The following is a 15,086-nucleotide window of genomic DNA, read 5'->3' as shown; positions in this document are numbered from 1 at the left end:
TAGGTTATCAGAAGGTTATAAAATAAGTATTATTTTTTTTCAAAAAAGGCTTGTATAATTGAATAAATGTCCTAAATTTGCACTCGCAATACAGAACAAATCAAGTATTGTAGTTCTTACAAGAATTTGAAAGGCGAAAATAGCTCAGTTGGTAGAGCGCGACCTTGCCAAGGTCGAGGTCGCGGGTTCGAGCCCCGTTTTTCGCTCAAAACCATATAATGCTCGGATGGTGAAATTGGTAGACACGCTGGACTTAAAATCCAGTGAACAGCAATGTTCGTGCGGGTTCAAGTCCCGCTCTGAGTACTAAAGCCTCTTCTTTTGAAGAGGCTTTTTTTATTGTATAAATTCAAGTACTGAAAATAAATTTTGCGAAGTAAATTTATTTTAAAGAATCTAAGAATCTAAGAATCTAAGAATCTAAGAATCTAAGAATCTAAGAATCCAAAATCAACAATCTAAAATCTAAAATTATAAATGGGTGCTTTCGTAATTAGTAGGCGATTTAATGATGAATATAAATTTGTGTTTACTTCCAGGAAAGGGAAAGTGATTTTTACTAGTTTGAGTTATGAACTGAAATTTGAATGTGAGGAAGATATTGAGAAATTTAAAGTAAATATTGATCAGGCTAAGTTTTTGAAGTTTAAAGGTTCTGGGGGAAAGTATTTTTTTAAATTGATGTTGGGTGAGTTGCATTTTGCTACAAGTCGAAAATACACGACAGAATTGCTTCTGCAAAAGGGAATAAAAGAAATTGTGAACTATGCTTCAAAATCAGAGATATTGGATTTTTCATCAAATGATTTAATTTTTGAAGATGAAGAAGTGGTTGAAGATGAAATGGAGTGATAAAAGAAATTCCAATATTTAAATTCCAAATTCCAATAGCCTGTAGTCGATTGTTTTGTGTGAAATAATAAATAAAAATTCCAAATTCCGTAATACAATGTGTATGATTGGAATTTGGAATTTTTTATTTTGGAATTTTTTCAATTTTGAGCAAAAAAAAACCATCTCAAGGATGGTTTTAAAATTTTTAGAACTTAGGTTCTAATTATTTTTTTACTTCTTCTACTTTAGCAGCAGCAGAGTCAACTTTAGCAGCAGCAGAATCAACAGTTGCAGCAGCAGAATCAACTACAGCAGCAGCAGAATCAACAGCAACAGCAGTAGAATCTACAGCTGGCTCAGCAGCAGCATCAGCTTTTTTACAAGAAACAACAGTTAAAACAGCAACAACAGCTAAACTTAAAAATACTTTTTTCATCTTACTTTATTATAAAAGGTTAATTATTAATTCGTGGCAAAGATATAAATTTTTTAATATGTAAAATATTTTTTCACTTTTTTTTTAAAATATTTTCCTTGCTCACGATTATCTTATTTATCAAATAATATGCCAAAATACTAAAAAAATGTTATATTATTGATTTTTTTGTCTAAATTATTTTTTGTTGAATATTCTATAAGAGAATTGGCTGTTTTGATTCTCTTATTTGCACTTTATTTTGCTTTTGGTTGATTATTGCGTAAGCTGCTAAGGATAAAATAATGCGATTTAAGCGATTTTTATCCTAAGTGCGCTATATGAATTTGTTTTTGATGCTTTTAAGCTCTTACAAAACGATTTTCATTATGCTTTCTGTGGCGCCTTTATTGTCCTGAATGTATGACTTGCAGATCTGGCTTTTTTCTTTCAGGTAATTTTCATCTAAAAGTAAACGGTCAAAGCTTTGTTTCAATTCTGTATCATTTGAAATTACAATACATCCTCCGATTTTAACCAGTTCAACTGCTTCTGCAAAATTCGAATAATTTGGGCCAATCACAATTGGAATACCAAAGGTTGCTGGCTCAAGGATGTTGTGAATTCCCGGATTTCCAAACCCTCCGCCAACATAGGCTATAGTTCCGTAACTGTATATTTTAGTCAATAGGCCTACAGTGTCTATAATAAAGACATTATAATTTGATAAGTCAGTAATATTGTCTTTTTCAGAAAATAAGACTGTTGATTTTGTAATTTGTGATTTTAAGCTTAAAATTTGGTCTTGCTTTATATTATGTGGTGCAATAATGAATTTTACAGTAGAAGATGATTGATTGATATATTCTGCCAATAGAGCTTCATCTTTTGGCCACGAGCTTCCAATTACAATAGTTGGAGTGTTGTTCTTGAATTGTTCAATAAAATCAACGGTATTGTCTCTTTCTAAAATTGCTGCAACGCGATCAAAACGGGTATCACCGGAAACAATTGCATTTTTAAATCCGATAGCTTCTATTTTTTCTTTTGATTTTTGATTCTGTAAAAAGAAATAAGTGAAGGCTTTTAGTGCTTTTCTGTAAAAACCACCGTACCACTTAAAAAACATCTGATTGTCTCTGAAAATACCAGAAATTAAATAAGTTGGAATTTTATTTGTTTCCAGCTCTTTTAGATAATTAAGCCAGAATTCATATTTTATAAAAAAGGCCAATTCCGGATGTGCTAATCTCATGAATTTTTTCGCGTTACTTTTAGTATCTAAAGGCAAATATATTGTGACGTCGGCAACAGTATTGTTTTTGCGGACTTCGTAACCTGATGGAGAGAAAAAAGTAACAATAATTTTATGCGAAGGATATTTTTCTTTTATTTTTTCGATGACAGGCAGGCCTTGTTCGTATTCGCCAAGTGAAGCAGAATGAAACCAAATGGTCTTGTCTGTTGGTTTTATTTTTTCTTCTAAAATAGCAAAAACATTTTTTCTTCCTTCAATAAAAAGCTTGATTTTCGGACTAAAAAGTGCTATAATTTTCAGAAAAAACCCCGCAATAGAAACAACTAAATTGTATAGAAAAAGCATATATGTAATTTTGGGGCTAAATTACGCTTCTTTCAATTATTTTCATTGCCCAAAGCTATTAAATAACTATTTTTGTTCTTCGTTTTCGAGATTGGTTTTGAAATCTAATCTCAAAGTTTTAAATAAATAAAGACAAATGAAAAAAATTCAAATGGTTGACTTAAAGAGTCAATACGAGAAAATAAAAACTACCGTTGATGCTTCAATTCAAGAAGTTTTAGATACCAATACATATATAAACGGACCATTGGTTCATCAATTTCAAAAAAATCTTGAAGATTATCTAGGAGTAAAACACGTAATTCCATGTGCAAATGGTACTGATGCTTTGCAAATTGCCATGATGGGTCTGGATTTAAAACCAGGCGATGAGGTAATTACTGCCGATTTTACTTTTGCTGCTACAGTTGAGGTTATTGCTTTATTGCAATTGACACCAGTTTTGGTTGATGTCGATATGACGAATATGAACATTGATATCGAGGCAATTAAAAAAGCAATCACACCAAAAACAAAAGCAATTGTTCCCGTACATTTATTTGGCCGTGCCGCTAATATGGATGCGATTATGGAAATAGCTGCCGAACATAATTTATATGTAATTGAAGATAATGCACAGGCAATTGGAGCAGATTATATTTCTAAATCTGGTACCAAAAGTAAAGTAGGTATAATTGGTCACGTTGCGGCAACGTCATTTTTCCCTTCTAAAAACTTAGGGTGTTATGGAGATGGTGGAGCAATTTTTACAAATGATGATAAATTGGCACACATTATCCGCGGAATTGTAAATCACGGAATGTATGAGCGTTACCATCATGATGTTGTAGGTGTAAATTCTCGTTTAGATAGTATTCAGGCAGGAGTTTTAAATGCAAAATTACCACTTTTGGATGAATATAATGCAGCGCGTCGTTTGGCAGCTTCAAAATACAATGCAGCTTTTGCAGGGAACGCACACATTATTACACCAGAATTTGATGCAAACGAAAATGACCACGTTTTTCATCAATATGTATTGAGAATTGTTGATGCAGACAGAAATGCTTTGATGCAACATTTATTAGATAAAGCTATTCCGTGTGCAATTTACTACCCAATTCCCTTGCATTCACAGAAAGCTTATGTTGATACCCGTTATAAAGAAGAGCAATTTCCGGTAACTAATCAGTTAGTGAAAGAAGTTATCGCTTTACCAATGCATACTGAATTGGATGATGAGCAAATTAAATTTATTACAGATTCTGTTTTAGAATTTTTAAACAAATAAATAATGAAGAAGTTAAGTGTTTTAATTTTGATAGTTCTTGTTCAGTTTTCGGGTTTTGCCCAAAAATCAAATACTAAAGAAGAAACAGCTGTTAATAATCAGGTTGAAATTTTGCGTAAGGCAATGATTGATGCTGATGGAGGTAAATTGAAATCACTGACTTCTGAAAAGTTAACGTATGTTCATTCTAGTGGCGTTGTGCAAAATCAGGCAGAATTTGTCGATGGAATAGTTAGCGGAAAATCAGATTTTGTAACTATTGAATTTCAGGATCAAACCATAACAATTCAAAATGATGTTGCGATCGTGAGGCATGTTTTGGCAGCACATACCAAAGATGGTGGTGTTGATAAAGATATTAAAATCGGAATAATGCTTGTTTGGCAAAAACAAAAGAATAACTGGATTCTAATTGCAAGGCAGGCTTATAAATTAACTACATAAAAAAACAACCAAAAAAATGAAAGTATTAGTAACAGGAGGATTAGGATTTATTGGTTCTCACACCGTAGTCGAATTGCAAAATGAAGGCTTTGAAGTTGTGATAATTGATAATCTTTCGAATTCTTCAGAAGATGTTTTAAAAGGAATTACAAACATTACAGGAAAAACACCTTTATTCGAAAAGTTAGATTTAAGAGAAAAAGCGTCAGTTCAGGATTTCTTTAAAAAACATAGCGATGTTACAGGAGTAATTCATTTTGCAGCTTCAAAAGCGGTTGGAGAAAGCGTTGAAAATCCTTTGTTGTATTACGAAAACAACATCAGTACTTTGGTTTACCTTTTACAGGAATTACAGCAAAAACCGGAAGCAAGTTTTATTTTCAGTTCGTCTTGTACAGTTTACGGGCAGGCCGAAAAAATGCCAATTACAGAAGATGCTCCTGTACAGGCAGCAATGTCTCCTTACGGAAATACAAAACAAATTGGAGAAGAAATTATAACAGACACTACGAAAGTAACTAATATAAACGCAATTTTATTGCGTTATTTCAATCCGGTTGGAGCGCATTCATCCAATCAAATTGGAGAATTACCACTAGGTGTTCCTCAAAACTTAGTGCCTTTTATTACCCAAACGGGTGTAGGATTACGTAAAGAATTATCTGTTTTTGGAGATGATTATCCAACTCCTGATGGAACTGCAGTTCGTGATTATATTCACGTAGTAGATTTGGCAAAAGCACACGTAATTGCATTACAGCGTTTGTTCAATAAAAAGAATTTACAAAAAGTAGAAACCTTTAATTTAGGAACCGGAACTGGAAGTTCAGTTCTTGAAGTGATTAATAGTTTTGAAAAAGTAAGCGATAAAAAACTGCCTTACATTATTAAACCACGTAGAGAAGGTGATATTACTGAAGCCTATGCGAATACAGATAAAGCAAATAATGTTTTAGGCTGGAAAGCTGAATTGAGTTTAGACGAAGCAATGGCAAGCGCCTGGAAGTGGGAACAGAAAGTTCGTTCTTAGTTTAGTATTCAGTCGCAGTCGCAGTTTTCAGTTACTGGTTATATAAATAAAAATCCCAAATGAATATTCGTTTGGGATTTTTATTTTGATTTGATTTATTTTGTAAATTTGTAAGATTAAAATGTAGGAATAATGGATTCGGAAAAAGAAAATGAAAAGAATGATAAGGTTGAAGAGCCTAGAGTTGAATATGAAGTTCAGAAACCTAAATTTAAAGGAATAGATCGAGAGACTTTTGATTTTGATGCGGAGTTTGCAAAAGGATTGACTCCGGAGGAAGCAAAAGCTGAAGCGAAAAGAAGAATTAGAGAATGGTGGGGAAAATAGAAGTTATTTTACGCCTCCAGTAATTCAGTATCTTGACGATTTAGCAATCGAATTATATAAAAAAGAATATTTTGGCTTTATTGAATCTGCGGAAGAATATGTTTCTAATATTTATGATGCAGTTCCTGAAAGAATTAAAAAATCTCCTCAAAAGAAAACGCCAAAATCTCTCCAATATTTAGGTTCAAATTATATTTTTTATAAAACTAATGCCAGAACAACTTGGTATATCTTCTTTGAAAAAAGAAATCAAAATTATTTGATCACTGGTATTATAAATAATTACTGTATTGAAGCAAAGGAACTTTAAAATAGAAAATCCTCATGAGCGAATGGTTCATGAGGATTTTTATTTATATAATCAGTAACTGAAAACTGCGACTGCGACTGAAAACTAATTAAGCATTAGCCGTAACCGCTTCCTTATCAATTTTATTAATCAAACCAGCCAATACTTTTCCCGGTCCAACTTCAGTAAATAAAGTAGCGCCGTCAGCGATCATTTGCTGAACTGATTGTGTCCATTTCACTGGAGCAGTCAATTGTATAATTAAGTTCTTTTTGATTTCGTTTGCATCAGAAACTGCGCTTGCAGTAACGTTTTGATAAACCGGGCAAATAGGAGTAGAGAAAGTTGTAGCTTCAATTGCAGCTGCTAATTCTTCTCTTGCCGGTTCCATCATTGGGGAGTGAAATGCTCCTCCAACAGGTAAAATCAGCGCCCGTTTTGCTCCCGCAGCTTTCATTGCTTCGCAAGCTTTTTCAACTGCTGTAGTTTCTCCTGAAATTACTAATTGTCCAGGACAGTTGTAATTTGCAGCAACAACAATTCCGTCAATAGAAGCACAAACTTCTTCTACGATATTATCAGCCAATCCTAAAACAGCAGCCATTGTTGATGGCGTAATTTCGCAAGCTTTTTGCATTGCTAAAGCACGTTGTGAAACTAATTTCAAACCATCTTCAAAAGATAAAGTTCCGTTGGCAACCAAAGCTGAAAATTCACCTAAAGAGTGTCCCGCAACCATCTCTGGTTTGAAATCTTCTCCTAAAGTTTTAGCTAAAATAACAGAATGTAAAAATACTGCTGGTTGCGTTACTTTAGTTTCTTTTAGTTCTTCGGCAGTGCCTTCAAACATAATATCTGTAATTCTAAAACCTAAAATTTCATTAGCTTTTTCGAATAGTTCTTTGGCTAAAGCCGATGATTCATATAAGTCTTTGCCCATTCCTGTAAACTGCGCGCCCTGACCCGGAAATACGTATGCTTTCATTTGTCTAATTTAAATTTGATTTTTATATTGAAAATTAGTTTCAATTAGACGGCAAAAATAGCATTTTTTTATTTTATATATCCTTAAACATATAAATCCACACTAATCTTGAAAAGCGAAGATTGAAAGAAGTGAGTAAAATTATGGCGAGCGCGATAATTGGGATAATTCTTAAGTCGAAATTTTTTTCAAAGAAAAACTGAGCAATGCAATACGTTGCGATTCCCTGTGCAACTGTTAATCCGTAGTTTACATACATGGCTCCAAAAAAATACCCCGGTTCTTTTTGAAATTTGTAATTACAATGACTGCAATATTCGTTCATTTTTGGTAAACCAAAATTCAGGAAGATGTTCTTGTCTGTAAATACTTTTCCTTTATGACAAACAGGACATTCGTTGCTTAAAATATGAGTTAATGCACTTGACATGATTTTATTATTTTTTATTTATACAAAGGTATTTTAGAATCTATTATAAGTCTTTTTTATATCTTCGCTACTTATAGCATAATAAAGACATTTTGTTTTAAAATTCCAATAAAAAAAATCTAAATTCCAAATCTAAATTCCAAATCTGAAATCTACAATCTAATCGCGTATGAAAAAGTATCCTGTTTATAGTGTTCAGAATTTTAGTTGTAACGATGTTTATCGTGATTTTTATGTGAATACTTTTGCAGAACATTTAAAAAGCCACAGTTTTGTCAAAGAACCGCATCGGCATGATTCGTATTTAATGGTTTTTTTTACAAATGGTTCGGGATTGCATGAAGTTGATTTTGATCAATTCGAAATAAAAAGAGGAAGTTTATTCGTTTTGCAGCCAGGACAAATGCATCATTGGAGTTTGTCTGAAGATATTGAAGGTTTTGTAATTATCTTTTCGCAGGAACTTTACAATTTATATTTCGGTCAGAAAAAAATCAACGAATATAATTTTTACCATTCCATTCATAATCGCCCGGAAATGGTTTTTGAAGAGAATGAAATATTGAAAATCCTGCCTTATTTTAATTTACTGATTGAGGAAAACAATCAGAATAACAAATTGCAATTAGATAAAATGCTGAATTTATTAGATTGTATTCACATTGAGATTTCCAGAAAATACAGTGAAACCTATTCGCATCAAGCGCATTCTTATAATATCAAAATTGATAAATTTGAATTGCTTTTGGAGCAATATTTCAAACAAGAAAAATTACCTTCTTTTTATGCAGAGAAATTAAATATTACACTAAAACATTTGAATAGAATTTGCAATGAAATTCTGCAAAAAACAGCCACAGAAGTCATCATGGATCGCGTAATTCTGGAAATAAAAAGAATGTTAATCGACAAACAATTAGCAATAAACGAAGTCGCTTTTGCAGTCGGCTATGAAGATTACTCTTATTTCTCCAGATTCTTCAAAAAACAAACCGGAATGTCTCCAACTGAATTTCGAAATACTGTGCGATAATTTTTTTTAGCCATGACTCGAGCGATAGCGAACAGGTGAGGCAATTCACGAATTTTCATTGCGCAAAGTTTGGAAAAATATAATTCGTGAATTCGTGGCGATTTTTCCTTTATTCAAAAAGAAAAAACCCTGCACTTCCTAGAAAGTACAGGGTTTTTAACCAACCAAATTAAAACCTATTTTATAAGATTAAGCTTGTTTTGCAAATTGTAATTCAATGTTCAAACGAACTTCTTCTCCTACTAAAACTCCACCGGTTTCAAGAGCTGAGTTCCAGTTTAATCCCCAATCTTTACGATTAATTTTACCTTCAATATTTAAACCAACTTTAGTATTTCCCCAAGGATCAGTCATAATTCCGCTAAATTCTACTGGAAATTTTACAGTTTTAGAAACACCTTTGATAGTTAAATCTCCAGTTAATTCATAATCTCCGTCATCAATTTTTTTGAAAGAAGAACCTTTGAAAGTTAATTTTGGATTGTTTTCAGCATCAAAGAAATCAGCACTTCTTAAGTGACCGTCTCTGTCTGCATTTGCAGTATCGATAGAAGCGATATCGCCAGAAAACTCGATTGCTGCGTTTTCAAAATCATTTCCTTCTGTAGTAATTGTTGCATCGTAAGTTCCAAATTTACCTGAAACATTTGTAAACATCATGTGTTTAACTTTAAAACCAATTTCTGAATGTGTTGGGTCAATTGACCATTTTGTAGTTGCCATAATTTTTATTTTTAAATAATTAATTTCATTTTGATAGGACAAAGTTACGGTGGTAGTAACCGTAACGCACTTAACCTAGATTAAGAAATAAAAATGTGATGATTTTTTGAATATCTTTTTTTCACAGATTACAAGATTTCCACTGATTATTAATTCGAAACTAAAAAATCATTTTAATCTTTTAATCTGTGGCAAAAAACTAAGTGCGTGCTTTTAAGAACTGTTGGATTTATTTACTGAAATTACAAAAAAAAACGATAATAATCTGAATTTCAGATTGATTACCGTTTCTTGAAAAAAAAGTATTAGTTGTGTGTTATGAATTAATAGTTCATCGGGATGTCCATCAATAAGAATTCTGCATCCGTATTTGCTTTTATAGTTAAAATATCAGTTCCTGAAATTCCAACAGCATCACGAGTGTTTAATTCCTGACCATTGATCGTTACGTTTCCTTTTAAAATGAAAGCGTAAACTCCGTTTCCTTCTTTTTTAATTTTATATTCAGTCGTAATTCCGGCATCAAAATTCCCCATATTAAACCAGGCATCCTGATGAATCCAAACACCTTCGTCATCTGCATTTGGAGACAAAATTTGAGCTAATTTATTATGTCTGTCAGCAACATCCAAAGTAATTTGTTGGTAACGAGGCGCCACATTTCTTTTGTTTGGAAACAGCCAGATTTGTAATAGTTTTGTTTGCTGATCTGCATTTGGGTTAAACTCACTGTGTTGAACCCCAGTTCCGGCACTCATTACCTGAATATCGCCATTTTTGATGATTTCAGTATTTCCCATACTGTCTTTGTGTGCTAAATCGCCTTCTAATGGAATACTTATGATTTCCATGTTATCGTGAGGATGGGTTCCAAAACCCATTCCGCCTGCAATCGTGTCGTCATTCAAAACACGAAGCGCACCAAACTGAATTCTATCAGGATTGTACCAGCTGGCAAAACTAAAACTATGGTAAGCATTAAGCCATCCGTGATTTGCATTTCCTCTTGTTTCTGCTTTGTGCAATACTATATTTTCCATGATCTGTGTGTTTTGTTATTTTATAGTACAAATTTACGATCAACATGGAAGAAAAGCACTTAATGTAGATTAAGAAAAGATTTTTGAAGGTTCTGAAGTTCTAAGGAACTAAGGTGTTAAGGTTTTTTGTTGATTGAAATAAAAGGAAAAAGTCCCAGCGGGACAATATGTTTATAGAAAATAATTTAACCGAATTATCAAGCTCCAGCGGAGCGAAATGTTTATAATAGGAAAATAGAAAAATATCGCTCCGCTGGAGCTTTTATTACTGAATTTGTGGATTAGCTATAAATATGATGCTCCGCTGAAGCTTTAGCTATATTGAGCAAAAATCTGCAATCTGTTTAATATAGATTAAGAAAAGATGCTGAGGTTCGGACTAAGTTGCTAAGGTTTTTGTTTTGATCGAAAACATGATAGAAATAAAGAAAGTCCCAGCGGGACTATATGTTTATAGAAAATGATTGAAGTGGTTCACCAAAGCTCCAGCGGAGCGAAATGTTTATAATAGGAAAATAGAAAAATATCGCTCCGATGGAGCTTTGATCTTAGTTTGGGCGTTTGTAAGGTTTTTTCTGAAGCAGAAAATTAGTTTTTCAAAAGACGTATAGTCCCGCTATCCCTTCCAATCTTTTATGCTGAACCCCAGCATAAAAGGATTTCCAGTTCTATCGGGGCTAGATGAGAAATTTTATTTTTAAAAGAAGGTGCAAAGGTGCAAGGGTACAGAGGTTTTTTTGCAATCTTTTCATCCTGGAGGAACGAAGGATTACACTAGTAATTCCGTTCCTATAATCGACAATCTTTGTCGAGCTGCTTGTGTGATCTCTCCTTCGTGGAGATGACAAGATTGTGTTTAAAAAATTATATTCAAAGTCAAATAAAACTTTGCGACTTTGCTCCCGATACTTATCGGGATTGCGAGATTAAAAGAAACTCGTATTATTTTATTTAATCCGAATCAATTTCCCTTTTCCAACGACTTCATCAAGGTAATTCGCAGCTGTACTTTGCTTATCATGCATATAAAATGGGATAGTATCTTTTGTGATTTGATCTTTTGAAATGCTTATAATTAAATCTGTATTTATAAAGTTTTCCAATAGAATTACATTGCCATAAGAAATTTTTCCTTTGGGCATATACTTGCTGTCAAATGCAAAAGTACTATCGTTAAAAGTAATTTTGTCTTTTTGGACATACGAATTGTCGTCTTCTATTAAATAATTATAACGGCCATTAAGTTTCTCTGTTTTCTGGTTGAAGCCAACAGAAAGAAGGGTTATTATTAGAAGTAAATATTTCATGATTTCTAACTATATTGATTAATAAACTGCTGAACAACCGCATCCGTATTGTCATGGCGTTTTTTCTTTTCCAATTCAATTGGAGGCGACGCTCTTTCGAGGCAATCTTTTACATCGCAGGTTTCACACGTTACGCCTACAATTCTTTTAACAAGCGGTTTTCCTTCGATGAATTTGAATTTCTTTTTCATGGTCGGATTAATTAAAATTCCAACCGAAATACTTCGAATAGTATCCTGCATAAAAGGATCTTTTGTAGCCGATGAAAAAACCAAATATTCATTTCCGCTATGAACGTAACTCGAAATTTGAGCATCAAAAAAATGAGGTTTGTTTTGTTTGATCGCTTCGTCTATGGTTTTTACCGAAACCCATCTTCTGCAATAATGCTCGTTGGTTTCGTTGGCGTGCGGTTCTTGCTGATTGGTAATGTGTAATTCTTTTTTAATTTGATAGAAATCGGAACCAATCTTATGCGACATTCTTAAGAAAAATAAATTTTTAAGATGAAAATCTTTCGGTAATAAATTGGTTAATCTTTGGTAAAAAGATTCTGGGGAAACTTCGAAACTTTCTATTAGCGCCACGAATTCTTCCGGATTTGGTTTTTCATTGTTTAAGAAGTCATTGATTTTGTCAACAACCAATTGTCTCGGTAATAATAAAGCTCCGGCAAAATAAGAAGCGTAAAAATTATGCAAAACCTGATCGAAATTGTCAAATTTGATCCAGCTGAAAGTCAGCAAGCGATCAGATATTTTAAGATAATTATAAGCAATTTCTTTAGCTAAAATAAAAGCTCTTTGCGGATCATCAATTTCTGCTGAAAGTAATAGCGTTTTGCTCTTCGGGACATAAATCGAACGCAAATCGCCCAAAGCTTCCTGATCTGTAAAAGCGATTTCCTTGATTGTATAATCGTATTCTTCTTTAAGAATTGCTTCTAATTCTTCAATTGTAATTTTTGAATCTAAATTGATCTGAAAAGATTTCGAAAATTCAATTACCTTCTCTTCTAAATCTTCAAAATAATTACTGTGCGCTTCCTGATACGAGCGCAAGGCAGCCAAGAAGAAGCTTTCTCGACTTAAATTATAATGCTGGGCAATTTCGATAATCGTACTGATAAAGGCATTGACTTTGGCTGGAGCATTGGCAATAATATCGATTAAATCGGCTTCCTGGATGCCAAAAAGCTCAAGAGGAATCTCTTTTAGAATTCCGGATTTTAAGATTTCGCCAATCGGAGCGAGGTTGTTGTCGAGTTTTAAAGACACCATTTGGTCGTAAGACACGTCCAAATGTTCACACAAAAGCAAAATTTTATCTGTTTTTGGATATTTTTTTCCCTTTTCAATCTCGTTTAAATACGATTTTGAAAGATTTGTCAATTTGGCTAAGCCAAAAAGGGAAAGGTTTTTTTGAGTTCGAACTTGCTTCAGTTTTAGCCCAAATATCAGCTTTATATAGTCTTTTTCGATATCCATAAATCAAATATAACTATTTAAAAAATAATCGCCAAAAAATTATTTTTAATATTTAGCGAACGTTCGCTTGTTTTGTAAAAAACTTTTTTCTAATATTGTGGTATAGAAATTATTAGATATCAAATCGTTATGACTTAAATATTCTAAAAAGGAATTGAAGTTGATGTAATCGATAAGATTTATTCTAATAGAAAATAAAACCACAGCTATGAAAAACCAATTAGAGATTACCGAGACGGCAATGGAATTTTTAGCCGAAAAGAACCTTTCTTATCCAACTATTTGGACAGAAGAAGCAATTGTTTTTATAACAGAATTGCATCGAAAATTCGAAGCGCAACGCAAATTGCTGTTATTACAGCGTGACCAAAAACAAGTCGCTTTGAATCTTGGTATAATGCCTTCTTTTCCTTCAGAAACCAAAACCGTCAGAGAAAGTAATTGGGTGGCTGGAGAAATTCCGAAAGATTTATTGGATCGAAGAGTAGAAATTACCGGACCAGTTGATCGTAAAATGATTATCAATGCATTGAATTCGGGAGCCAGAACTTTTATGGCCGATTTTGAAGACAGTACTTCTCCAACCTGGCAAAATTTGATGGAAGGACAAATGAACTTAATTGATGCTGTAAACAAAACGATTTCTTATACAGATTCGGTTAAAAACAAATCATATCAATTAAATGAAAAAATCGCAACGCTAATCGTTCGCCCAAGAGGATTGCATTTGCCTGAAAAACATCTTTCAGTTGACGGAAAAGAAGTTTCAGGTTCTTTGGTAGATTTTGGATTGTATGTTTTTCATAATCATAAAAAGCTTTTAGAAAACAATTCAGGACCGTATTTCTATATTCCAAAATTAGAACATTATCTGGAAGCACGTTGGTGGAATACTGTAATCGATTTTAGTGAGAATTATCTAAAATTGAAAAGAGGGACTATAAAAGTGACAGTTTTAATTGAAACGATAACGGCAAGTTTTCAATTGGATGAAATTATTTACGAATTGAAAGAACATATCGTTGGCTTGAATTGCGGGCGTTGGGATTATATTTTCTCTTATATCAAGAAATTCGGTAAAAATCCAAAGTTCATCGTTCCGGATCGTGATCAGGTAAACATGACTTCGCCTTTTATGAATGCCTATTCAAATTTGGTAATTCAGAGATGTCATAAAAGAGGGATTCATGCAATTGGCGGAATGGCAGCGCAAATTCCGATTAAAAACAATGAAGAAGCCAATGCACTTGCTTTCGCAAAAGTAAAAACCGATAAAGAACGAGAAGTTCGAAATGGTCACGACGGAACTTGGGTAGCACATCCGGATTTGGTTTCGCTTGCGAAAAAAGTATTTGATGCCGGAATGCCAACTCCAAATCAAATTCATGTTAAAAGAGAACATCGCAAAATAACCGAAGAAGATTTGCTTGAACCGCCAATCGGAATCATAACAGAAAACGGCGTTCGAAAAAACATCAACGTAGGCGTTTTGTATTTGGCGTCGTGGCTGAACGGACAAGGTGCCGCGGCATTGCATAATTTGATGGAAGATGCTGCAACGGCTGAAATTTCGAGATCGCAATTGTGGCAATGGCTTCAAAATAAAGTCACTTTGGATAATGACCGAAAGTTAGACTTAGCTTACTATCACGAATTGGCTTTAGATGAATATAAAAAGATCAAAGCGGAATTAGGAGAGGAAAATTACGAAAAACGTCAATTTCCTTTAGCAGAAAAAGTTTTAGAAAGATTAGTAGTAAATACTGATTTCGTTGACTTTTTGACGATTCCTTGTTACAAATATTTATAATAAGCAGTTTAATTATAAAAAAATCTGCTTAATCTGCCAAATCTGCGAGCTAACAATTT

The 15,086-nt window shown here is 33.2% G+C and carries 15 protein-coding genes and 2 tRNA genes; 9 read left to right on the top strand and 8 right to left on the bottom strand.

The annotated features are described in order from the left end of the window. The first annotated feature begins 133 nt into the window (after positions 1–133). From B0A65_RS09755 to B0A65_RS09745, 3 genes are all read left to right on the top strand, one after another. Positions 134–206: transfer RNA gene (locus B0A65_RS09755), tRNA-Gly, on the top strand. Positions 207–220: 14 nt separating this feature from the next. Beyond that, positions 221–306, top strand: a tRNA-Leu gene (locus B0A65_RS09750). Positions 307–477: 171 nt separating this feature from the next. Beyond that, positions 478–852, top strand: a complete 375-nt coding sequence (locus B0A65_RS09745; RefSeq protein WP_074659766.1) for a DUF1508 domain-containing protein — start codon at positions 478–480, stop codon at positions 850–852. Between the two features lie 205 nt (positions 853–1,057). Here B0A65_RS09745 and B0A65_RS09740 read toward each other — a convergent pair whose 3' ends face one another. Both B0A65_RS09740 and B0A65_RS09735 read right to left on the bottom strand, forming a co-directional pair. Next, positions 1,058–1,270, bottom strand: coding sequence for a PG1828 family lipoprotein (locus B0A65_RS09740; protein ID WP_026985591.1), 213 nt, complete (start codon positions 1,268–1,270; stop codon positions 1,058–1,060). 349 nt (positions 1,271–1,619) lie between these two features. After that, entirely contained in the window at positions 1,620–2,852 is a 1,233-nt protein-coding gene (locus tag B0A65_RS09735; protein WP_074659767.1) for a 3-deoxy-D-manno-octulosonic acid transferase, read from the bottom strand. Positions 2,853–2,988: 136 nt separating this feature from the next. Between B0A65_RS09735 and B0A65_RS09730 the strand changes: the two genes are divergently transcribed. The 4 genes from B0A65_RS09730 to B0A65_RS09715 all read left to right on the top strand — a co-directional run bounded on the left by B0A65_RS09730 (position 2,989) and on the right by B0A65_RS09715 (position 5,923). Next, positions 2,989–4,122, top strand: a complete 1,134-nt coding sequence (locus B0A65_RS09730) for a DegT/DnrJ/EryC1/StrS family aminotransferase (protein ID WP_074659768.1) — start codon at positions 2,989–2,991, stop codon at positions 4,120–4,122. A 3-nt stretch (positions 4,123–4,125) separates the two neighbouring features. Further along, the gene (locus B0A65_RS09725) at positions 4,126–4,566 is read left to right on the top strand and encodes a nuclear transport factor 2 family protein (RefSeq protein WP_074659769.1); all 441 of its coding nucleotides are present in this window, start codon (positions 4,126–4,128) and stop codon (positions 4,564–4,566) included. Between the two features lie 16 nt (positions 4,567–4,582). Next, positions 4,583–5,596 carry a UDP-glucose 4-epimerase GalE gene (gene galE, locus B0A65_RS09720; protein WP_074659770.1) on the top strand — a complete coding sequence of 338 codons (1,014 nt, stop codon included), beginning with the start codon at positions 4,583–4,585 and terminating at the stop codon, positions 5,594–5,596. A gap of 132 nt (positions 5,597–5,728) precedes the next feature. Further along, a complete protein-coding gene (locus B0A65_RS09715) occupies positions 5,729–5,923 on the top strand; it encodes a hypothetical protein (RefSeq protein WP_074659771.1) in 195 nt (64 codons plus the stop codon). Between the two features lie 398 nt (positions 5,924–6,321). Here B0A65_RS09715 and fabD read toward each other — a convergent pair whose 3' ends face one another. Further along, entirely contained in the window at positions 6,322–7,197 is an 876-nt protein-coding gene (gene fabD, locus B0A65_RS09710) for an ACP S-malonyltransferase (RefSeq protein ID WP_074659772.1), read from the bottom strand. A 73-nt stretch (positions 7,198–7,270) separates the two neighbouring features. Then, positions 7,271–7,627, bottom strand: a complete 357-nt coding sequence (locus tag B0A65_RS09705; RefSeq protein WP_074659773.1) for a DUF983 domain-containing protein — start codon at positions 7,625–7,627, stop codon at positions 7,271–7,273. Positions 7,628–7,796: 169 nt separating this feature from the next. Between B0A65_RS09705 and B0A65_RS09700 the strand changes: the two genes are divergently transcribed. Further along, complete coding sequence (locus B0A65_RS09700) at positions 7,797–8,660, top strand: helix-turn-helix domain-containing protein (RefSeq protein WP_074659774.1); 864 nt, start codon at positions 7,797–7,799, stop codon at positions 8,658–8,660. A 189-nt stretch (positions 8,661–8,849) separates the two neighbouring features. On the opposite strand, the gene B0A65_RS09695 is transcribed toward B0A65_RS09700, so the two are convergent. The 4 genes from B0A65_RS09695 to B0A65_RS09680 form a co-directional block, all read right to left on the bottom strand. Beyond that, positions 8,850–9,383: a YceI family protein gene (locus B0A65_RS09695; RefSeq protein WP_074659775.1), complete on the bottom strand. Its 534-nt coding sequence runs from the start codon at positions 9,381–9,383 to the stop codon at positions 8,850–8,852. A 323-nt stretch (positions 9,384–9,706) separates the two neighbouring features. Next, positions 9,707–10,423: a pirin family protein gene (locus B0A65_RS09690; protein ID WP_074659776.1), complete on the bottom strand. Its 717-nt coding sequence runs from the start codon at positions 10,421–10,423 to the stop codon at positions 9,707–9,709. A 947-nt stretch (positions 10,424–11,370) separates the two neighbouring features. Next, entirely contained in the window at positions 11,371–11,730 is a 360-nt protein-coding gene (locus tag B0A65_RS09685) for a hypothetical protein (protein ID WP_074659777.1), read from the bottom strand. A gap of 5 nt (positions 11,731–11,735) precedes the next feature. Continuing rightward, entirely contained in the window at positions 11,736–13,217 is a 1,482-nt protein-coding gene (locus tag B0A65_RS09680) for a helix-turn-helix domain-containing protein (RefSeq protein WP_074659778.1), read from the bottom strand. Between the two features lie 208 nt (positions 13,218–13,425). On the opposite strand from B0A65_RS09680, the gene aceB reads away from it, so the two are divergent. Beyond that, positions 13,426–15,027, top strand: coding sequence for a malate synthase A (gene aceB, locus B0A65_RS09675; RefSeq protein WP_074659779.1), 1,602 nt, complete (start codon positions 13,426–13,428; stop codon positions 15,025–15,027). Positions 15,028–15,086 lie beyond the last annotated feature (59 nt).

It is taken from the genome of Flavobacterium frigidimaris, from assembly GCF_002217275.1.
GTDB lineage: Bacteria > Bacteroidota > Bacteroidia > Flavobacteriales > Flavobacteriaceae > Flavobacterium > Flavobacterium aquidurense.
Note: the sequence above shows the minus strand (reverse complement) of the source record. Positions and strands in the feature narration are given on the sequence as shown.